The sequence below is a fragment of the Nitrosopumilus sp. b2 genome, from assembly GCF_014078535.1.
In the GTDB taxonomy this organism is placed as follows: Archaea; Thermoproteota; Nitrososphaeria; order Nitrososphaerales; family Nitrosopumilaceae; genus Nitrosopumilus; species Nitrosopumilus piranensis.
Genome location: NZ_MU078702.1, coordinates 64532 through 84058, shown reverse-complemented (window position 1 = coordinate 84058; position 19527 = coordinate 64532). Strand labels below are relative to the sequence as shown.

Here is a 19527-nt window from a genome sequence, read left to right as displayed (position 1 = left end):
TTCTTGTTTTGATTTTTTATTGATTAAATTTTTACTGAAGATTAAAATTGGAACCTTGTAGCTTTTCAAATGATATGACTATAGTTACTCCAAAAAAAATTGGAGAAAATCAATACCAAATTGATGCTGATTCTAATTTGGGCATGAAAGTTCCTGTAAGAATTTACGCAAATGAAGGATTACTTGAGAAGATGCTTACTGATAGAACCATTATGCAAGCACGTAATGTTTCCTCAATTCCGGGAATTGTGGGGCATAGTGTTGTTTTGCCTGATGGACATGAAGGGTATGGATTTCCAGTAGGTGGCGTTGCTGCTATGGATGCTGAAGAAGGAATGATCAGTCCAGGTGGTGTAGGTTACGATATTAATTGCGGAGTCAGACTATTGCGCTCAAATTTAACTGAAGATTTGGTTCGCTCTAAACTAAAAGACATTGTCACTGATCTTTTTAGTTCCATTCCATCTGGTGTGGGTTCTAAAGGTGCTGTAAAACTGAGTCATTCAGAACTTGATGAGGTTCTAGTCAATGGTGTAAACTGGGCAATTGATCATGGCTATGGTTCAACAAATGATTCAGATGTATGTGAAGAAAACGGTCAAATTAAAAATGCAGATCCAAACAAAGTTTCAGATAAAGCAAGAAAGAGGGGTGCACCACAACTTGGTAGTTTAGGCTCAGGAAACCATTTTCTTGAGATTCAAAAAGTTGCAGAAATTCACAACCAAGAAGCAGCTGAGAAAATGGGAATCAAAGAAGGAACAATTACAGTTCTAGTTCATTGCGGTTCAAGAGGATTTGGACATCAAGTTTGCAGTGATTATCTAAGAGTTGCAGAACAAGCCATGAGCAAATATGATATCTCATTGCCAGACAGAGAACTTGCATGTGTTCCTAATACCTCTGAAGAAGGAGAGTCTTACAGAAAAGCAATGTTTGCAGCACTAAACTTTGCTTGGAGTAACAGACAGATGATTACTCATTGGACCCGAAAATCTTTTGAACGAGTCTTTAATCAATCAGAATCAGATCTTGACATGAAACTAGTTTATGATGTTGCACACAATATTGCTAAAGTTGAAAAACACAAAGTAAATGGTAAGGAGAGAAAACTAGTTGTTCACAGAAAAGGTGCAACTAGAGCATTTCCTGCAAACAGAGATGAGATTCCTTCAAAGTATCGTCACTTGGGCCAACCTGTCTTGGTACCTGGTTCTATGGGTACTGCAAGCTGGATTTTACTTGGACAACCAAATTCCATGGATCTAAGCTTTGGCTCTACTGCACATGGAGCAGGTAGAACAATGTCTCGTTCCAAGGCAAGGAGAAACTATACTGAAAATGACGTAAAAAAATCCCTAAATGATAAGGGCATCTTTATCAAAGCATTGACCAGAGATGGAGTTGTGGAAGAAACACCTCAAGCCTACAAAGATGTTGATGCTGTAGTTGATGTTTCTCACAATCTAGGAATTGCCACTAAAGTAGCAAAATTAATGCCTATAGGTGTGATAAAAGGTTGAGTGAAGAAGATTCAGAACTAGAGAGACTAAAAGCAAAACGACTAGCAGAGATGCAAAAAAATCTTGTATCTCGACAGAGTTCAGAAAAATCCACAGAACAGACTCAACAAAAGCCTGCTGAGAATCCAAGAGATATTCTAGTCAAAGTTTTAGGATTCAGGGGACTCGAAGTTTTAGAAAACGCAGAATCACAATTTCCAAATGAAACAAAAATTATTGTACAAAAATTATCTGAATTGATAAAATCCGGCGAGATTAACGAAACAATTGATGGTGGAAAATTAATGACACTGTTTAGATCAGTTGGACTAAACATTAGACTTGAAACAAAGATCAATGTTGAACAAGACGGCAAGTTTGTTTCATTGACTGATAAACTCAGCAAACAATCATCTCAGGATGAAGAAGAATGACTATAACTTTAGAAATTTCCACAAAAAATTATTCTGATGATTCATTCAACATCAAAAAAGCGCTATCTCATATGGAAACGCTTACTGGTGGATACAATGGATACGTGTTCAGTGAACCAACCGAAAACTTTGGTTGGACCTTTTTCAAAATTGCATTCAAACCTGAACTACACAATGGAATTGTAGAAAAGTTTGATGACATGTTATCAAAATACCGTTCTAGTACTCAAGAAGAAAAGTTTGCTGAATTTATGAAAGATTATTTTGCTTCTAAAAATTGTGACGTAAAAATTAAAGTCGCCTAGACCCTTCTTCCTCTCTTTCCACCCTTCTTTCTAGTGGTGTCGTGAGGAATAGGTGTAACATCATCAATTCTTCCAATCTTAAATCCGCCTCTTGCTAGTGCTCTGATTGCAGCTTGTGCTCCTGGACCTGGTACTCTAGAACCAACTCCACCGACTGCACGAACTCTGATGTGAAATCCTGTGAATCCTTTTGTCTTTGCAGATTCTACTACTGCATTTGCAGCTTTCATTGCAGCAAATGGTGATGATTCGTATCTGTCTGCATTGACATGAATTCCACCAGAACTAATGGAAACAGTTTCTCCACCAGTTAGATCGGTCATGTGAATGATTGTGTTATTGTAACTACTGTAAATGTGAGCGATACCCCATTTTTCTGGGCCCTCTTTCTTTGCCTCTGGTTGAGCTTTTTGCTCTACTGCTTCAGATTCAACTTCCTGGGCAGGTGCTTCAGTCTCTTCTACTGGTGCTTCCTCAACTTTGGCTTCAGTTTCTGACAATGACTACTCACACCTAAAGGGGTTTAAAAAACATTGATTTTCAGATTTTGCTTTAATTTGGTCACTTGACTCAAAAACGACTATTATTCTTATACTGACAAACTCAAAGATTCTCTATGGGTTCTATTTTGTTTCTGGCAATTGGTGTTGCAGTAGCTGCTGCCTTGTTTGGTTCAATGGCAATTCAATCATTTACTCCGATCAATGAAGTGATTTTGTCACCTCAAGAGAAAAAATGCCAACAAATTGCAAATGAAGGATACAAAATGCATGCACTATATCCTGAAGCACATCCTGATGACTTGCCAGACGATGACAGAAAACGATTGTTATACCTTGATGATTTGTGGATGACTGAATGTGTTGCAGTTTTGCCTGCTGAATCTGTTTTTAGTATTGTAGATAATGTTGAAAGAGATGTGTCTTCAGGTGAATAATTACCTAAAGTGTTTCCAACCCGCGTCTTTTAGAATAATTTCTTTGTTGTTTCTTTGCAAGACCACCCCTTTTCCTGCAGTCACGTAACCAATCTCAATAATTGGTGTTTTGAGTAATCTTGCATTTTTTAGAACGGTTTGTTTGTGTTTTGGATTAATGGTAAATACAAACTCATATTCTTCACCTCCGTGAAAAACTAGATTATCTATATTCAGTTTTTGCATCTTTGCATGAGTTTCCAAGTCTTTTTTGTGTAGGGAATTGGTAATGACAAATTTCTTTTTTGATTGTTTTGCCATCTCATTAAGTGTAGTAGATAGACCGTCACTAGAATCCATTGCTGATGAAAAATATCTCTTGTTTCTTATCCCAAAACTCATTGGTGGCTTTGGATGTAACACTGACTGGACAGCTTTTTTGACAAAATCTCTTTTCCCACTTTTTTTGTGTAGCAATATATCCAAACCTGCTGCAGTATATCCAAATGGACCTGTTGTAAAAATTAGATCTTTATTCTTTGAGCCTCTCCTAGGTACTATGCCATCAGAACTGCCAAACAGACATACATTAAACACAATTTCTCTTCCTTCATTTGTATCTCCTCCTAGAATGGAAATCCCAAACTCTTTACAGGCTTTTCTAAAGCCATTTGCAGCATCCTCAATCTTTGAGCGTGATATGTCTGAAGGAAAATTAACTGAAATAATGCCATATTGAGGCCTAATTCCTTTTGCTGCAAAATCACTTACACATGCAACTATGCTTTTTCTTGCAGCATCTGATAGTTTCATTTTTGGAGGAATATCAGTACTCTCAACTAATGTGTCTGTTTTTGCTATAACATTGGACTTGCTTAACTTGAAAATTTCCACATCTTCAGATACAAAATTCTTGTTTCCTAGTTTTTTCTGAAAAATTTTGATAATGTCTGACTCATCTAATTTTGTCATAACTTTGCTTCACCAATTCTATTGTGTCTTTTACAATTTGCCTGCATTTTTCTTCATCATTTGATTCAGCTGAAACTCTAATGATGTCTTCAGTGTTTGATTTTCTAATTAATACCCAACTGTCTTCATCAATAATTCCTTTAACCCCATCCAATGTATTAACTTCTGAATACTCTTTAGATAATTTCGAATGCACATCATCTATTACTTTGTCATGAAATTGTGAATCAATTGCAATCTTGTCTCTAATTTGGAAATAACTTTCCATAAAATTCAAAATTTCATTGAACTTTTTGGTTCCTAACATAGATGAAATTAAACCACTGGTGAGAATCCCTTCTCTACAATAATTGAATTCAGGTAAAATAAAGCCACCACTACTTCCTTCTCCTCCAGCTTGTGCGTTACTTTCTAACATTTGTTCAATAACATTTGCTTCGCCTACTTTGGTTCTTTGAACAGTTCCACCTCTTTCTTTGATGAATTTTTCAACTGAAACACTTGTATCAATACTTAGAACAAACTTCTTGTATCCTAGTTCTAATGATTTTGCAACTCCTAGCCCTAATGTTACATCTGGTGTTTGTTTTTTTCCATTTCTAACCACAACTAACCGATCGCCATCTAGATCAAACGCAAACCCAATTTCCTTGTTAGATGATGCTGAAACAAGTTCTGACAAGTTGTCTGCAGTGGGATCAGGCCCTCTGGAACATCCTTCTAGGTTCTCATTTATTGTGAGAACCTTACATCCAATAGATTCCAATAAGTCAGGTGCAAATCCTTTTGCCGCACCACCCCCAATATCTACTACAATTTCAGGTTGATTTTCTAAATTTCCTATGATTTTCTTTGCATCTTCAACATATGATGATGAAATATCTTGTTCATTACCAATTTTTGATTTTGTTATTTCTTGTTTTTCGATTATTTGTGGAAGCTCCTTTTCATTTATTCCTCTTCCTTTTATGATGAACTTCATACCATTCCACTCAATTGGATTGTGAGATGAAGACACAACTATTCCTGCACCATACTTTCTTGCTTCTCTAAAAACAACTGGTGTCGGCACAGTTCCTAAATTAAAAACGTCTATTCCATTTTTCATCAATGCTGCACTAGCTGTATCTTTTATCATAAATCCTGAAGGTCTTGTATCTTTTCCAATAACACATTTTTGTGATTTTACTAGTGATGAAAAATTGTTACAAAACTCTAATACGTCTTTTAGATTAAGATCTTCTCCAAATATTCCTCTAATTCCAGAAATTGTTTTTTTCAATTAATCCAACTCAGAAAGGCTTTTTATTAACTCTGATGGATTTATCCAATCGTGCCTTGGTAGCTCAGCCTGGTAGAGCGAACGCCTCGTAAGCGTTAGGTCGCGGGTTCGTATCCCGTCCGAGGCTTTGTAAATTTTCCAAAAAATATTTCTAAATTATTAAGAATTTGACTCATCAAGGGTTTCAATGTCGATCTCAAGTTCTTTTCCTAAACCTTCCCACCATTGTTTATTTTGTTCTGTCATATTCCCCTCATACATTACCTGGAATTGTCCTTTATAGATCTGTCGGTTGATTAAACGTTGATCAATTACTTGTATTTTTTGAAATTTCTAATTTGTTTTCTCTTCTTTTCTTCTTTTGAATTTTCTATACATGATTATCATAAGAGCAGCTCCTGCACATCCCCAAAAAACTGGTGATAATCCTGGTTCAATAGTAGGTTGAAGTGCTCCAACAAAACTTGCAAACATAATAACTATCAAACCTAATCCTCCCAATTCCAGCATTTTTGTCATATTTTCTCTGAGTTTTTTGATAATTTCAAAAAGATATATGGTTTTGTAAATTATGAAGAATATGGACAAGTATCTTACAGTAATTTTGATTTTTATGGTAGTTGGAATTCCAATTGCATTTTTCTCTCCAACGACTGGTGAAATGCGCGAACAACCTTTCATTCCATTATTTTATGGCTCAATTGCAGGAATAATCATCATTATCCTTTACAGTTCATACAAAGAGAAAAAAGAACGACAAAAGGCAAATGCTAGAAGACGTTCTAAGAAATAGATTTTAGAGTTCTAAACCAAATGATTCTGCAATACTTGAAAAGTTTGCATAAGACTCTAAATACTGTCTTCCTTTTGGCGTAATCACAAAAGTGTTTTTCCCATCAAATTCAATTTTATTGATCAGACCTGCGCCGGTCAAGTTTTCTAAGAATTTGGATAGTCTAGAATGTGATAAGTTTGCCTTTGTTAGAAGGGATGTTGTCTTGATACCTTCCTGTCCAGACTGTTCAGTAACAGTCAACAAATCCGCTACAATCTGCATGCTAGTTCTATAGGAAACCATACGTACTTTACTTTAAAACTCAGATATAAGGGTATTACCATTAATTCAGATCAGATAAATAATCTCTAGCCTGATTTGCCAACATTGTCTATTTCAATTCCTTGGTTTAATGACTTTGTTGGTGTCGCTTACAGGTACTATGATCTTAGAATGAATGTAGTTCCTCTGGTCTCTGACAGAAAAGAGTCTGCTTCTTTATGGCATGATACTATACGATATTGGGTAGATCCATCCATCAAAATCCGATTTGTAGAGACTGGCGAAAAGTACTGGTTCATCATGGGTGCTGATTCCCAAAAGCCTGACACAAATTTGTCTTTCTACAAAATTTTACAAAAATCTGAAAATTATGAGCGCTTCAAGAAAGGACATGGGGGAGAAGCATATCTAAGATTAGGTACATATGCAAAAAAATCACTTGACGATGTAAAAAAAGATGCAATGTGTAATTGCGGTCATGAAGCAGCAGATCATGATGAAGGTGATGATGATGTATGTTTGTACAACAAATGTGATTGTAAAAAATTCACTAGTTTCCAAGTAAACTTGTTGAAAAGAAAAAAGACAATTACTGATATTAAATTCCTTGAAGAAAAAGATGTAAAGAGTGATCCTCTAGTTTGGAATTGTTTTAACGCAAATAAGTTCTCAAAAGAAGATTAACATCAATCTAAGTGCTTGTTTACTCTAATGTGATCTCCGGGATAATGCTCATGAATTTTTTTTGAATAACAATCTCCGCAAATTGAACCTTCAATTCCCCACTCTTCCATGGGAACAAAACGAAGCTCAATCTTCTGACTACAAATTGCACATTTTTCTTTTAGTCCCAAAGTGATTCTGCTTTTTTTAATCGATATAAAAAACATTCTGGAAACTTGGTGAAAATTATGTTAAATACCACTTGTTTTTATGAAATTTAGGTAGTAGTCTGACCAATGTAAACCTCCTGCAAGATTTTTACTTGGTTGGACTCTGCCTACTAGAATCACAACAAACTGTTTGTTAGTTTTTTTAATGCTAATATTTCGTCTTCTTCTTGTCTAATTTTTTTATCAATTACCCTAAGCATTGTCTCATTCCAAACATGTTGGGAAAAGAAGTTGTGTTTTGTATTTGCCATCTCTATTTCATCATCTACTACTGTATCTTCAAGAAATTTTGTCACAATTATATCTGTCAACTTTAGAATTCTAGAATTAAGTTTGAAACTGCGAAAAACAGGCTCTATTTTTCTAATATCCCCTTTAAAATCTCCCTTTGATTCCAAAATATTCTTGTGGAGAATTCTAAAGTACACTGCAACAAAAAACAATGTTGCGTATCTTTTTGTCTTGTGACCTCCCTTCTTTCCATACTTTAATGACTTTTTTGCATATTCTTTTACAAGATATGGGTACAACAAAATTCTGTAATCGTCTTTTAGATTATCATTGAAGATATCATCATACTTGCTCCCTCTTGGAAGAAATTGAGCTGGTGAACTGTATGCTTCTGTTGGCCTTTGTTCAATTCCTGCAACTAAAGACTGGATTGCATCTTTTGCAACAATGACTTTTTTGTGATTATCTGGAAGGTAATTGTTGTATGTAGAGTCTCCTGCATATTCACATTGTTTGGATTTTGATTTTGTATCAAAAGAACCTGCTTGAATTTCATAAAAATAGCCACAATTTTTTAATTGTGATTTTATTGATTTGTGAAAATCCATCAAAGAAACTAAATCCTTTCCTCTTACTGAGTTCTGAGAATTTCTATACTTTGTAATATTATTTTGTTCTTGTTCATCATCTGCTTTGATTATTGTTACTGTCATTGAACCATCCATGTTTTTTGTTCTCTTTGAATGATCAAGTATGGAGTTTGATGTTTGAGCACCGTTTACTATCTGTGGTGCATGAAGCTCAATCATGTTCTCGCCCAGTTCTGAAAAATCGCTTACTACAATAGTTATTCCGTTATTATAAAAAAAGAATTTGTTAGGATTACTTTGCAATGTTTCGCGCAGGCCTTTGTTAACTGTAGTCTTAAACTGCATCCATTGTCTGATATTTGATTCAAAAACATAGTCTCTATTCTTACTTACAAACTCTGTAAGTTCACGAAGTTTCAAAATTCCTAAAATCGTATTTTCGTGTCTTAGCATCTTTTCTAGTCGTATAGATGACTTTTTTCCTGCTGCTGGTTTCTTTATTCTGTCCCATAATTTCTGAATAATTTTTTCCTCATCAATTACTTCAACTAGATCATCATGGTACTCTACTTTTTGATCTGTTACATAACAGCACTTTACTTTAAGATTTTTTTCCTTTATTTTTGTAACAAGCTGAGCTAACTCTGGTCTCATTTTAGTCACGTCTTTTGAAAGTAACCTTTTTGCATCTTCTTTGAATTTTGTAATTGCTTCTAGTGAATGAGATGTTCCATACTTTGATTGAAATAATCTAATTGTATTATCTGAAAAATCTACTGGAAGATATGCATCAATGCCCAAGTCGTTTGCTCCATCTACAATTGCATCTGCAGCATCATCCTCTGTAGCCTCAAAAACTCGCGTTAATATCCACTGGAGAAAATTATTTCCTTTCTCGACATCACTTTTTGAGTTCTCAGCATATTCATGTATGCTACCTCTGATATTTTCTGCAAACCCTTCAAGAGGTGGGGTAGAGTTTTTTTGAACTAATAGTGTGTGTGAACCAGGTATGTATTCTAACAACCCATTTCCGTTTTGAGCCAAGTTACTTTTCTAGTATGTTATATATTTAGACAACTTGGTAATTATGTAATAACTCTATTTTGGATGTGAAATGATTTAATGAAAAAAATAACTACTTTATATATAATTGGAATTATTACCATAGTAGCTTTAGTTGTTGCTTTTTCAACTGATGTAGACCCCCAACCTGAACCGGTTCCTGAATCTACAGCGGATTCAGTTCCAGAAATTTTTCAATCAGAGTCTGAGATTCAAGGCGATGTTGTAATGCCAACAAAAGTTTCACGACCTGGTTGTGAGAAAGAAGATAAATGTTACATCCCATCTATAATTACAATTAGTGTAGGGGAATCAGTAACATGGGTAAATGAAGACTCTGCATTTCATAGTGTCACATCTGGATTTTATGATGCACCAATAGATCTTTTTGATAGTGGATATTTGGATCCTTTTGAAGCATACACACTTACTTTTGATGAATCAGGAACTTTTGATTATTTTTGTACCTTACATCCTTGGATGGAAGGACAAGTTATTGTTGAATAAAGGTACCCGAGGGAGTCGAACCCCCTTGTATAGGCTTTGCAGGCCCACGCATAACCGTTCTGCCAGAGTACCGTTTTGAAAAACACAAAATGAACAATTAAACTCTTTAGATTAGAATTTGTTAAATGGTTTTGAAGCCAATTTCACATCTTCCCCTTTTACCGTTTTTCTACCTGCATGAGAAGCCATATCTACTGCACTTTTAGCAATACCATTTGCTACTTCTTCAATCACTCTTCTTAATTCATCTGCAGATTCATCACTAACTCTTTCGGCACCTGCTTTTTTCAGAATTCTATACATGGCAGATAGACCTAATTCTGATGATTTCATAAATTTTATTTTAGTTTTTTCCGAAAAAAGATAATGAGTGAAAAAATATCACTAAGGAATCGATTTATACAGACTATTTTAAGAATTGATAAAGAAATGACATGGTATTTTGATTCTCACATACATTTGTCAGATCCTCACTATTCTTCTGATATGGATTTTACTTTACAGGAAATGGAGTTTTTGAAAATCAAAGCTTGTTGCGTGTCTATGGATGCAGAAAATTCACTACAAACTTTGGAGCTTGCAAAAAAAAGCAATCTTGTATTACCTTTTATTGGAATTCATCCTGAATGTGCAAATGATGATTTAGAAAAAGTTGTTGATCTGATAGAAAACAATCATGATACACTTGCAGGAATTGGTGAAATAGGACTTGACCCTACGTATACCAACAACGATGAAGACTCTAAAAGACAAACTGTTGTCTTTGAAACTCTTCTGTCTTGTGCAGAAAAATCCCACAAACCAGTATCTATTCATTCTAGAAAGAGTTTAGATGATATTTTACAAATAATGACTTCATATAATACTGAGCATGCACTACTTCACTGGTTTGATGGAAGCAAAAAACAACTGCAAAAGGCCATGGATATGGGATTTTTTGTTTCCTTTGGTCCTGTGATGATCTATGCTAATGACAAACAGACTTTGTTATCAAAAAGTGACGAATCAAAAATTCTTGTAGAGACCGATGGTCCTGTTAGATTTTCTAGATGTTTTGAAATGAAATCCGCACAAATCAGCTTTATTCCCAGTGTGATTTTTGCTGCCTCCAAAGTTCTAGGCAAATCATTTGATGACACTGCATCATTGCTAGAAAAAAATTCAAACTCCTATCTTGGAATATAGATATAAAATACCCTAATCTTTAGACGAGGCGTGGATAGAATAAAACGTCTTTCATACGAAGTCTTGGACACTCACAAGTCTAAATTCGGTGAAGATTTTGCTGATAACAAAAAAGTTCTAGATCAAGTTTCTATTGTACGCTCAAAGGGCCTAAAAAACGAAGTTGCTGGATATATTACAAAATTTATCAAAAAAGAGATTCGCGAAGAAAAACAAAAACAAGCACGAATTGAATCCTCAAAAGCAGAACAGCAAGCTCAAGCAGACTATGAATCTGCAGATGAAACCACAGAAGCACCTGCTACAGAAACACCCGCAGTCGAGACCACTGAAACCACAGAAGCACCTGCTACAGAAACACCCGCAGTCGAGACCACTGAAACCACAGAAGCACCTGCTACAGAAACACCCGCAGTCGAGGCAACTGAAACCACCGAAGAAAAATCTAAATAAATTAAATATTAATTTCAGACCTTGTACAAATAATCATGATTACTGTAAAACTAGTTGGCGGTGCCAAGAAATCTTTTTCAAAAGAACAACTAGAAATTGGAAAATCAGACATTACTATTCAAGAACTAATTCATCTATTATTACAATTACAATCAGATGATTCTCCAAAATTAGACACTGAGAACATTCTGATTGCCATTAATGGTGCTGATTCTTCTGCAATGGATGGAAAATCAACTATAATCAAAAACAATGATGTAGTTAGTATCATTCCTGTAATTCATGGCGGTGCTTCAAAGAAATTACTCTACAAAATATCTTCAAAACAGATACAGATTCTACAAATCAAAGGAAAAAAGGCAATTGATGTAAAGTTTCTCGATGATCTTAGAAAAAAATATCCCAAACTCCAACTTCAGGCAGTATCAAGCCAGTTTGTTTTGAATAGTTATCATATGAAAAAAATCTTATCTCTTTCACTAGAGTCTCAAAAAAACGATATCTTACTTTCAAACAAACCTGAAACCGATATCTTGATGCGCTTTGCATTGACAAAACAAATATCTGCTGCAATTGCATCTGTTGGAATAAAACCAAATGCTGATTTTATTTTAATTGCAATTGGAAACAAAACTAATCTACACTCTTTGCACAAGGAATTATCTCCATTAATCATTCCATTGTTTTCAAAAAACAATACAATCTTTCTAAAAAAATCTTTTAAGATTTCAAAAAAACAAATTGATTGCGTTTACTCCAAGACTCCTCTAGAAGATATTCTAGTAGAAAAGGCAGCAGTTTTACTCTGAAATACTGCGTTTTGTCTTCTCTGTGCTCAAAATATCTGACTTTTTTAGAATAGAAATTCCAGTCTTGTTGCCCAAAATTTCAATTAAGACAACCTTATCTGGAAATTCTAGTGAAACCTGATTTTCTATCTTGCTTGCAATTTTTTTAATTATTACCTGACTGGATAAATCTGAATTTCTTTTTTCAATTGATATTCTGTATTTTTCATCTTTTGAAATTCTGTCTGATAACTCTTCTACAACTTTTTGAATCTCTTCGATTTTTGTCTCAACTATTTTCTGTAGTGGAATGATTCTCAAGCAATACCTTACACTCCATGGCTCATCAAGTAACATCTCCTTGATCTTTCCTACAACTTTTACTGGATCTAACTTTGTATCTGCAGTCAAGATGCCTGACATGTTAGTGATTATAACTTTGGGATCAGAATCCCCAAACTCCTCTAGAAATCCCCTCAACTCATCTTCTGTTTCAGATTCTAGGTGTCTTGCACATGTTACTATCAAGTTCATAAACCCAAAATCTCCTCTTTGCTCAAAGAACCTTCTCTGATAATTTTGATTTGGCCATCTTCTATCTCAATAATTGTTGATTCTCCTTTGCTTGTAATTGTTCCCCCGTCAACAAAAACATCATAGTTTTCTACATTTTTGATACATTCCTGAGAATCAAAAAATGATGGTTGTCCTGAAACATTTGCACTAGTTCCAATTAGATACTTGCATTTTTCTAGCAGCTCTAGTGTGCATTTGTGATTTGGAACACGTAGTGCAATCTTGTCTGCTAGATTTAGTGACTCTTTTAGTTTCATGTCAGTTAGTTTTAAAATGATTGTTAGCTGACCTGGCCAAAACTCTTCTACAATCTTTTTTGATTTATCATCAAAATCAGCAATTTGGCTTGCTATCTCTTTTGAGAAAACCAAGACTGGAAATGGTTTTGCAAAGTCCCGTGATTTTATCTCATAGACTTTTTTTACAGCTTTTTTATCATAAGGATTGCAACCAATCCCGTAAACGGTATCTGTTGGAAATACAGCTATTCCCCCTTTCTCTATTATTTCTGATGCTTTTCCAATTCCTTCTTTATTGCAATTTACTTTCAATGTTTTGTCCTAATTTTTTTGTTTTATTACCATTTTCTTTTGAATAAGTTTTTAACATCAAATTTTTTTTATTGTAAGGTATGTCTAGTGAGGATTATCCGGACACTGATTTTGAAGATGACTTTGATGATAATTTAGATGAGTTAGATGAAGAAGATTAGATGCTTAATCCAAAATTGTCTGCAAAACTTGTAAACTTGTAATATGCTTGAAGGAACTCTCTACCTGTTTGACTAATTTTGTATTTGTTATAACCTTGTGTGTCGACTTGTTCTAATAATCCTTGAGAAACCAATGTCTTTAGAATTCTTGAAATTCTAGAATGAGAAATGTTTGCTTTTCTAATCAGATAAGTTACTGTTGCTCCATCTTCGTCTTGAAGATCATCTCTGGTAGTAGCTAGTATATCACCAATAATTTTCATATGTGTCCTATACTCTGCCATTTCCTATTGTATAATCTTGATAATTTCTATGATAGGACGTTGATATTTTGCAATATACCAAAAAGATAAAAGAATTTGACAAATTGTAAATTTTGAGCCTAGACTGAATTACTCCAGTCCTTCATCGAATTTTATCTTAGTTAATGGAACTTTACTCACTGGAATGAATAATGCAATCAGGCCGCCAATCTTGATTACCATTGATACTGAATACAAAATTGATTCTGGGAATACAAATGAATACCATCCCAAAAATTCCCCAAGTGCTAATAATGCTAATCCAATTGAAACTGAGATTGCTCCTTTGTTTTTATTATCAATGTATGACAGCATTGTCTCAATTGCACCATATGCCAACAAGATAAATGAAACTGATCTGAATAGATGCTCTAGTTGTACTGATGATACCAAGAACAACGGTAAGATTCCAACTGATCTAAAGTAACTTGATTTTGGAAAAAATGATTTGATGCTGTGTGAAAATGCAATAAAAAAATATCCTACTGTTTGAATTGCAATTCCCAAAGTTTGCACCCATCTCTCTATATTTCCTGATTGTATGACAAAGTCTTCTGCCATGTATCCTGTCCAAATTACAAAGAACCCTAAACTAATTGAAAAAAATGCAATTGTTAATCTAAACAATGTAGGACTGCCCGTATTCCTAAATCCAATTAATGACATTATTCCGATTCCAAGTCCTACCAAAAATCCTATGAGATTAAGTATATTTTCTAATAAAAATTCCAATAATGTTTAGAGATTTGCCAAACTAATTATTTTAATCTGATGAATGATTTTACTATCTTGTTAATCCCATTCATCTAGTGACCCTGCAGTTTGTCCTTCTGTACTACCTGCATAGTCTCCAAGTATGTCTGAGTATGTTGCTTCGTTATGAGCTACAAATTTGATGTATTCTCCATAACTCATGTCTAAATCACAAGATCCACACTTTACAAAAGAAAAGTCCGGTGCTAATTCTGCATTCTCTTTACATTTAGGACACTTTATCTTCATAGATAGTTTGATCTTTGTTAATTATTATTACTTTACATTCAAAAGGTTGACTAACATTTGCTGCTTTGATTTTTTCTTGCATTGAAATTTGATAGAATGTGCCCTTCAATACCCTAAATTGACTAAATTCAGGTTTAATTATTTTTGCTCCAAAATTATATGAGTTTAGTTCGTTTTTGATATATTCTATTTTTTGCCCTGTTCCGTAATCTTGTATTGCAACATGAGCAACGAATCAATTCAGTATGAATAAAACGAGAACAGATGCTGCACCATTTTAACCCATTTTGATACTTTAGCCCTCCTTCAAACCTCTTTGTTTTAAAGTCAATACAATATCCCTTACATCTTGGTGCCAAAACATACTGTAAAAAAATCAGATACATAAGAAGGATGTATTACATTGTTTGCAATTGTTTGCAAAAAATACCTCATAATTAAAAACAATTCTTCAAATTGATTCTCGTGGACAGAGCAACTGTTATGGTGATAGTCGTTATATCTCTTGGAGTAACACTTGGTGTTTATTTCTTAAATGCCGAAATACCTTTACAATCTTTTGCTCAAGACACTTCTGTCCACATTGCTCCCATAACACGTACATTTACTATAATCTCTGAAGACACCACATTAGAAATTGCACCTGGAGTAAGAGTTGAAGCTTGGACATACAACGGAACAATTCCCGGTCCCACATTACGTGCAACTGAAGGCGATAGAGTCATAATTAATTTCATCAATAATGGAAAGCTTCCACATACAATGCATTTTCATGGAGATCACAATGAAAAAAATGACGGTGTCTTCCAAGAAGTTTTACCTGGAGATTCATACACATATGATTTCATTGCAGAACCTGCTGGGCTCTTCATGTATCATTGTCATGTGATGCCTGTATCTGAACACATCAGAAACGGTTTGTATGGTGCATTTATTGTAGATCCTAAAGAAGGATTGGAACCTGCAAGAGAATACGTTCTTGTCAAAGGAGAGTATGACTTGGAAGACCAAGAGACTTGGAATCCTGATTATGTGTTTTTTAACGGATATGCAGATCAATATTGGACAAACCCATTACCTGCAAAAACTGGTGAATTAGTTAGATTATACTATGTAGATATGGGTGCTATTGCCGCTTTTGGCTTTCACATTCATGGTACAATATTTGATACCATTATGTCTGGTATTTGGGAAAATGAGCCTATCAGAACACAAACTTGGGAAGTGAGTCCTGGAAACGCTGCAATATTTGAGGCAAAATGGAAAGAACCTGGACGTTATCTTTTCCACTTGCATGGTATCCCTGAAGAAAAAGGAACAATGGCGTACTTTGACATACAAGATTATGCCTCTGACTCTATTGATGGAACCGATGTTGCCAAAACTAAATCAATTGATATGTGGGAATGGCAAAAACAAATCCTAACCAACTTACAACTATCTGATGCAAATGCAAAGATTTCAAAGACCTCTGCAGGTTCAACAGGTCACAAACAACATAATGTCGACACATCAGTCATTGTTGATACTGCCCAAATAATTGAAACTACTATTTGCGAAGTTGAAGAGGGCTCTGCAGTAAAGTCTTCAAACAAATCATATTATCCAAAAGTCACTCAGATAAAATCTGGGGATACCATAACATGGACTAACAAAGACATTTCAGTTCATACTGTAACTAGCAATGATGACTTGTTTGATTCTGGAATGATGATGCCAGGAGATACTTTTGAGCAAACTTTTGAAAACGTTGGTCTGTATGAGTATTATTGTGTGCTTCATCCATGGATGACTGGAGCAGTAAAGTCTGTATAATTATTTTTCAAAAGATATTTCCATTATTCTATCTTTAATCTTAAAATCAATTTTTCTTTCTAATACGTCATTGAATATGAGCTCCAAAACTGTTTTGTGATATAGTGACCAGTTGTAACCAAGATCATGCTTTATGATGTACCTGTGTCTTGAATCTTTGACACTATGATTCATCTCAAAATCAGATATTTTCATTCTTGTTACAAACCACGATACAAACGAATCAACATCCATAGAACCTTTCATAAATGTTGCAATATCTGATACAATGCTTTGGCCTATCTTTTTTGCCAATTCGATTGTATCTTGCTCTGAGAGTTTTTGAAATAGTGCACTAACTATTGGTTTTGCTATTGGAACCATGCCTACTTTAGGCTCAAACATGTCCCATTCTGTATATCTTGAAAATATCTTATTTGCTAACACATTCAGACTAACTCCTTGTGATTCAGATTCTGCTCTCATCTTATTGAGAATATTACTGTCTATTCTAAATGACATTGTTTCTGTTTTCTTTTTTTGTTCTTCGTCCAAGTGGTTTTCTAAAATAATTCTTCAATAATTATGTATGGTAATTAGAATTTTTTTGAAATTATTTTTTTAAAAAAAGTAAGCTGATAATATGGCAAGTAAGCTACTGTTTTTACCATTGTTAATATTGTAGTACACAATTCTACAGTATGGAAACTTGTCCAAAATGTTCAAACGAAATTCGAACAAGTGCAACAAACGTTACGATTCTTGCAAACCAACCTTGGAGAAAAATCCAAGCAAAGTTTTGTACAGATTGTGATTTTGTAGAATTATTCCATAATTGAAATTATGAATATTTACAAAAAATGCATTCATTGCGGTAGAGAATTTATCGACATGTTTGAGAAAATCTGTTCCAAAAAATGCCGAAAGGAAATTTCCTAATTTTTCATTTTTTTATATTTTTGTGCGTGTTCAACACTTCTAATTTTAAAATGATAATTAAATGCCATAAAATTGAATATAAACTAGATAATTTTTTTATCACTTTTCTCGTTTACATTCAATAAAAGATAAAAGGAGTTTCAAATCGCTACTTTCTATGAGTCGTACTTGTACAAAATGCAAGAATGCTATTCCTGATACTGAGCAATTAGGTCCTGTTGCAGAGAAATATCCTACCTGCAACAAGTGTTGGGCTGAATGGAAAGAATACCAAATAATGGTAATGAATGAGATGAAACTTGACATGTCAATGCCTGACCACAGGAAATTATTGAAAAAACATGAGAAGATCTTTGTAGGTGTAATGTCTCCTGAAGGAGAAGTTATTGATTATACCAATGAGGATAACAGAAAGCCTGATGAACCAACAGGGGCTTAGAATTTCAAGTGCTTTTTAGCATTTTCTGGAATAACTAACATCATTCTTCTTCTATACTCTTCGTCTAAATTGTTGATTATTCTTTTTATTGTATTGGCTAGAATGTTTTTTTCATTATCATCTAGTGTGAGATAAATTTCCAAAATACCATCCAAATTGAAGTTGATTAATTTTTGTGGGTTTTGTGATACTTCTGAAATGTATGCAGAAAACAACCCTTCTCTTTGTTCTTCAGAAAGCGTTGCCAAAATTTTAAGCCAAGTTTTGAAAAGCTTTGCAAAGTTAGGAAATGGAATTGCTGGGCCTGCTTTTAATGCATTATTGATCACTTCATCCTGATCTGGTTTTGTTAGCGTAAAGAATTCTATCATGCGTTTTTTTAAAATTGGATTTCTCAGAAAGTCTGGAAGATTTGCTAAATTAACAATGATATTTCCTGCAAAATTCTCTCCAACCATCGATCTAGAAAATTTAATCTCTGTTATAAAATGATGCAAGACCACTTTAGCTTAAATAAACCAAGTTCAAGTTCAACAACATGACATCTACTGTTGTAGTTGGTGGATTTTTTGGAGATGAGGGAAAAGGAAAGATCATCTCATATTTGGCAATCAAAGACAATCCAAAGATAATAGTTCGTGGTGGCGCTGGCCCAAATGCCGGACACACCATAAAAGATGGCGAAAGAGTTTACAAAGTTAGAATGCTTCCAAGTGGATTCCTAAACAAAGACGCCAAAGTCATGATTGGTCCTGGCGTTGTGATTAATCCCGATGTGCTAAAAAAAGAGATTGAAGACTTTGGCGTTTCAGGACGTGCATTCATTGATAAGCACTGTGGAATTATTGAGGAGACCCATCTTGCCAGAGACTCTAAGGGTGATCTAAAAGAGAAGATTGGTAGTACTGGTTCAGGAACAGGTCCTGCAAATGCTGATAGGGCAATGAGGGTTTTAAAATTAGCAAAAGACTTTGATTCATTGGCTTCTCTAGTTACAGATGTTCCTTACGAGATTAATTCTGCTTTGGATAAAAATGAAAATGTGCTAGTTGAGGGAACTCAGGGAACATTTCTCTCATTGTGGCATGGGACATATCCTTTTGTTACTTCAAAAGATGTGACTGCTTCTGGAATATGTGCTGATATTGGACTAGGCCCAACCAAAGTAGATGAGGTAATTGTAGTCTTCAAGTCTTATGTTACGCGTGTAGGCACTGGACCTCTTGATAAAGAACTTTCACTTGAAGAAGCAGAAAAGAAAGGTTGGTCTGAGTTTGGAACTGTTACTGGTCGTCAACGTAGAGCAGCTGATTTTGATTTTGATTTAGCTAGGCGTGCAATCATGCTTAATGGTGCAACACAAATCTCAATTACAAAGTTAGATGTACTGTTTACAGACTGTGCAGGAAAAACTTCGTATGATGAACTATCTGATGATGCAAAAGCATTCATAAAAAATATTGAAGATAAATTAAACACGCCTGTTACAATTATTGGAACAGGACCCACTGTCAACGATGTTATTGATAGAAGAAACTAGGCTCCAAAGTTTTGGATAAGTTTAATTTGTTAATTGATCGTAA

The 19527-nt window shown here is 34.5% G+C and carries 28 protein-coding genes and 1 tRNA gene; 14 read left to right on the top strand and 15 right to left on the bottom strand.

Annotated elements, in window-relative coordinates:
* The first annotated feature begins 74 nt into the window (after positions 1 to 74).
* The 3 genes from C6989_RS00565 to C6989_RS00555 are packed head-to-tail and all read left to right on the top strand — an operon-like array spanning position 75 to position 2241.
* Positions 75 to 1523 (top strand): RtcB family protein, encoded by a 1449-nt coding sequence (locus C6989_RS00565; protein WP_182126060.1) that lies wholly within the window; start codon positions 75 to 77, stop codon positions 1521 to 1523.
* The gene (locus C6989_RS00560) at positions 1520 to 1936 is read left to right on the top strand and encodes a DNA-binding protein (RefSeq protein ID WP_148704007.1); all 417 of its coding nucleotides are present in this window, start codon (positions 1520 to 1522) and stop codon (positions 1934 to 1936) included. Before C6989_RS00565 ends, C6989_RS00560 begins: the two co-directional genes overlap by 4 nt.
* Entirely contained in the window at positions 1933 to 2241 is a 309-nt protein-coding gene (locus tag C6989_RS00555; RefSeq protein ID WP_148704006.1) for a hypothetical protein, read from the top strand. Before C6989_RS00560 ends, C6989_RS00555 begins: the two co-directional genes overlap by 4 nt.
* Here the strand turns inward: C6989_RS00555 and C6989_RS00550 are convergent.
* Positions 2238 to 2741 carry a 30S ribosomal protein S11 gene (locus tag C6989_RS00550; protein WP_148704005.1) on the bottom strand — a complete coding sequence of 168 codons (504 nt, stop codon included), beginning with the start codon at positions 2739 to 2741 and terminating at the stop codon, positions 2238 to 2240. The genes C6989_RS00555 and C6989_RS00550 overlap by 4 nt on opposite strands.
* 116 nt (positions 2742 to 2857) lie before the next feature.
* Between C6989_RS00550 and C6989_RS00545 the strand changes: the two genes are divergently transcribed.
* Positions 2858 to 3178: a hypothetical protein gene (locus C6989_RS00545; RefSeq protein WP_182126059.1), complete on the top strand. Its 321-nt coding sequence runs from the start codon at positions 2858 to 2860 to the stop codon at positions 3176 to 3178.
* Here C6989_RS00545 and thiL read toward each other — a convergent pair whose 3' ends face one another.
* Both thiL and C6989_RS00535 read right to left on the bottom strand, forming a co-directional pair.
* Positions 3179 to 4129, bottom strand: a complete 951-nt coding sequence (gene thiL, locus C6989_RS00540; protein ID WP_182126058.1) for a thiamine-phosphate kinase — start codon at positions 4127 to 4129, stop codon at positions 3179 to 3181.
* Positions 4113 to 5411 carry a phosphomannomutase gene (locus C6989_RS00535; RefSeq protein WP_182126057.1) on the bottom strand — a complete coding sequence of 433 codons (1299 nt, stop codon included), beginning with the start codon at positions 5409 to 5411 and terminating at the stop codon, positions 4113 to 4115. The genes thiL and C6989_RS00535 overlap by 17 nt, the downstream gene beginning before the upstream one ends.
* Before the next feature lie 53 nt (positions 5412 to 5464).
* On the opposite strand from C6989_RS00535, the gene C6989_RS00530 reads away from it, so the two are divergent.
* A tRNA-Thr gene (locus C6989_RS00530) sits at positions 5465 to 5538 on the top strand.
* Between the two features lie 206 nt (positions 5539 to 5744).
* On the opposite strand, the gene C6989_RS00525 is transcribed toward C6989_RS00530, so the two are convergent.
* Positions 5745 to 5930, bottom strand: coding sequence for a hypothetical protein (locus tag C6989_RS00525; RefSeq protein WP_148704001.1), 186 nt, complete (start codon positions 5928 to 5930; stop codon positions 5745 to 5747).
* A 61-nt stretch (positions 5931 to 5991) separates the two neighbouring features.
* Between C6989_RS00525 and C6989_RS00520 the strand changes: the two genes are divergently transcribed.
* A complete protein-coding gene (locus tag C6989_RS00520) occupies positions 5992 to 6204 on the top strand; it encodes a hypothetical protein (protein ID WP_148704000.1) in 213 nt (70 codons plus the stop codon).
* 3 nt (positions 6205 to 6207) lie between these two features.
* Here the strand turns inward: C6989_RS00520 and C6989_RS00515 are convergent, their stop codons facing one another.
* A complete protein-coding gene (locus tag C6989_RS00515; RefSeq protein WP_014963822.1) occupies positions 6208 to 6468 on the bottom strand; it encodes a winged helix-turn-helix domain-containing protein in 261 nt (86 codons plus the stop codon).
* 105 nt (positions 6469 to 6573) lie between these two features.
* On the opposite strand from C6989_RS00515, the gene C6989_RS00510 reads away from it, so the two are divergent.
* Positions 6574 to 7152, top strand: coding sequence for a hypothetical protein (locus C6989_RS00510; RefSeq protein WP_148703999.1), 579 nt, complete (start codon positions 6574 to 6576; stop codon positions 7150 to 7152).
* 2 nt (positions 7153 to 7154) lie between these two features.
* Here C6989_RS00510 and C6989_RS00505 read toward each other — a convergent pair whose 3' ends face one another.
* Positions 7155 to 7322 (bottom strand): hypothetical protein, encoded by a 168-nt coding sequence (locus C6989_RS00505; RefSeq protein WP_182126056.1) that lies wholly within the window; start codon positions 7320 to 7322, stop codon positions 7155 to 7157.
* A 155-nt stretch (positions 7323 to 7477) separates the two neighbouring features.
* Positions 7478 to 9229 carry an AIPR family protein gene (locus tag C6989_RS00500; protein WP_182126055.1) on the bottom strand — a complete coding sequence of 584 codons (1752 nt, stop codon included), beginning with the start codon at positions 9227 to 9229 and terminating at the stop codon, positions 7478 to 7480.
* 78 nt (positions 9230 to 9307) lie between these two features.
* On the opposite strand from C6989_RS00500, the gene C6989_RS00495 reads away from it, so the two are divergent.
* Complete coding sequence (locus C6989_RS00495; RefSeq protein WP_182126054.1) at positions 9308 to 9754, top strand: cupredoxin domain-containing protein; 447 nt, start codon at positions 9308 to 9310, stop codon at positions 9752 to 9754.
* Between the two features lie 111 nt (positions 9755 to 9865).
* Here C6989_RS00495 and C6989_RS00490 read toward each other — a convergent pair whose 3' ends face one another.
* Positions 9866 to 10087: a histone family protein gene (locus C6989_RS00490; RefSeq protein WP_048071117.1), complete on the bottom strand. Its 222-nt coding sequence runs from the start codon at positions 10085 to 10087 to the stop codon at positions 9866 to 9868.
* A gap of 96 nt (positions 10088 to 10183) precedes the next feature.
* On the opposite strand from C6989_RS00490, the gene C6989_RS00485 reads away from it, so the two are divergent.
* Genes C6989_RS00485 through cgi121 form a run of 3 tightly spaced genes read left to right on the top strand, consistent with a single transcriptional unit; the run spans position 10184 to position 12201 of the window.
* Positions 10184 to 10939 carry a TatD family hydrolase gene (locus C6989_RS00485; protein WP_182126569.1) on the top strand — a complete coding sequence of 252 codons (756 nt, stop codon included), beginning with the start codon at positions 10184 to 10186 and terminating at the stop codon, positions 10937 to 10939.
* A 30-nt stretch (positions 10940 to 10969) separates the two neighbouring features.
* Complete coding sequence (locus C6989_RS00480) at positions 10970 to 11392, top strand: hypothetical protein (RefSeq protein ID WP_182126053.1); 423 nt, start codon at positions 10970 to 10972, stop codon at positions 11390 to 11392.
* A 35-nt stretch (positions 11393 to 11427) separates the two neighbouring features.
* Positions 11428 to 12201, top strand: coding sequence for a KEOPS complex subunit Cgi121 (gene cgi121 / locus C6989_RS00475; RefSeq protein WP_182126052.1), 774 nt, complete (start codon positions 11428 to 11430; stop codon positions 12199 to 12201).
* Here the strand turns inward: cgi121 and C6989_RS00470 are convergent.
* The 5 genes from C6989_RS00470 to C6989_RS00450 form a co-directional block, all read right to left on the bottom strand.
* The gene (locus tag C6989_RS00470) at positions 12193 to 12714 is read right to left on the bottom strand and encodes a THUMP domain-containing protein (protein WP_182126051.1); all 522 of its coding nucleotides are present in this window, start codon (positions 12712 to 12714) and stop codon (positions 12193 to 12195) included. The two genes, cgi121 and C6989_RS00470, sit on opposite strands and share 9 nt — an antisense overlap.
* Positions 12711 to 13307 (bottom strand): L-threonylcarbamoyladenylate synthase, encoded by a 597-nt coding sequence (locus C6989_RS00465; RefSeq protein ID WP_182126050.1) that lies wholly within the window; start codon positions 13305 to 13307, stop codon positions 12711 to 12713. Before C6989_RS00465 ends, C6989_RS00470 begins: the two co-directional genes overlap by 4 nt.
* A 157-nt stretch (positions 13308 to 13464) precedes the next feature.
* Complete coding sequence (locus C6989_RS00460; protein ID WP_148703992.1) at positions 13465 to 13752, bottom strand: winged helix-turn-helix domain-containing protein; 288 nt, start codon at positions 13750 to 13752, stop codon at positions 13465 to 13467.
* A gap of 108 nt (positions 13753 to 13860) precedes the next feature.
* Positions 13861 to 14502 (bottom strand): hypothetical protein, encoded by a 642-nt coding sequence (locus tag C6989_RS00455; RefSeq protein WP_182126049.1) that lies wholly within the window; start codon positions 14500 to 14502, stop codon positions 13861 to 13863.
* Between the two features lie 60 nt (positions 14503 to 14562).
* The gene (locus C6989_RS00450) at positions 14563 to 14772 is read right to left on the bottom strand and encodes a hypothetical protein (protein ID WP_148703991.1); all 210 of its coding nucleotides are present in this window, start codon (positions 14770 to 14772) and stop codon (positions 14563 to 14565) included.
* 465 nt (positions 14773 to 15237) lie between these two features.
* Between C6989_RS00450 and C6989_RS00445 the strand changes: the two genes are divergently transcribed.
* Positions 15238 to 16587, top strand: coding sequence for a multicopper oxidase domain-containing protein (locus C6989_RS00445; RefSeq protein ID WP_255464606.1), 1350 nt, complete (start codon positions 15238 to 15240; stop codon positions 16585 to 16587).
* On the opposite strand, the gene C6989_RS00440 is transcribed toward C6989_RS00445, so the two are convergent.
* On the bottom strand, positions 16588 to 17121 hold the full coding sequence (locus tag C6989_RS00440; protein WP_148703988.1) for a hypothetical protein: 534 nt from the start codon (positions 17119 to 17121) through the stop codon (positions 16588 to 16590).
* A 541-nt stretch (positions 17122 to 17662) separates the two neighbouring features.
* Here C6989_RS00440 and C6989_RS00435 point away from each other — a divergent pair.
* Entirely contained in the window at positions 17663 to 17944 is a 282-nt protein-coding gene (locus C6989_RS00435) for a Fe(2+)-trafficking protein (protein WP_182126047.1), read from the top strand.
* On the opposite strand, the gene C6989_RS00430 is transcribed toward C6989_RS00435, so the two are convergent.
* Entirely contained in the window at positions 17941 to 18402 is a 462-nt protein-coding gene (locus tag C6989_RS00430) for a hypothetical protein (RefSeq protein WP_182126046.1), read from the bottom strand. The genes C6989_RS00435 and C6989_RS00430 overlap by 4 nt on opposite strands.
* A gap of 80 nt (positions 18403 to 18482) precedes the next feature.
* Here C6989_RS00430 and C6989_RS00425 point away from each other — a divergent pair, with 80 nt between their 5' ends.
* Positions 18483 to 19484, top strand: a complete 1002-nt coding sequence (locus C6989_RS00425) for an adenylosuccinate synthetase (RefSeq protein ID WP_148703985.1) — start codon at positions 18483 to 18485, stop codon at positions 19482 to 19484.
* The last annotated feature ends 43 nt before the right edge of the window (positions 19485 to 19527 follow it).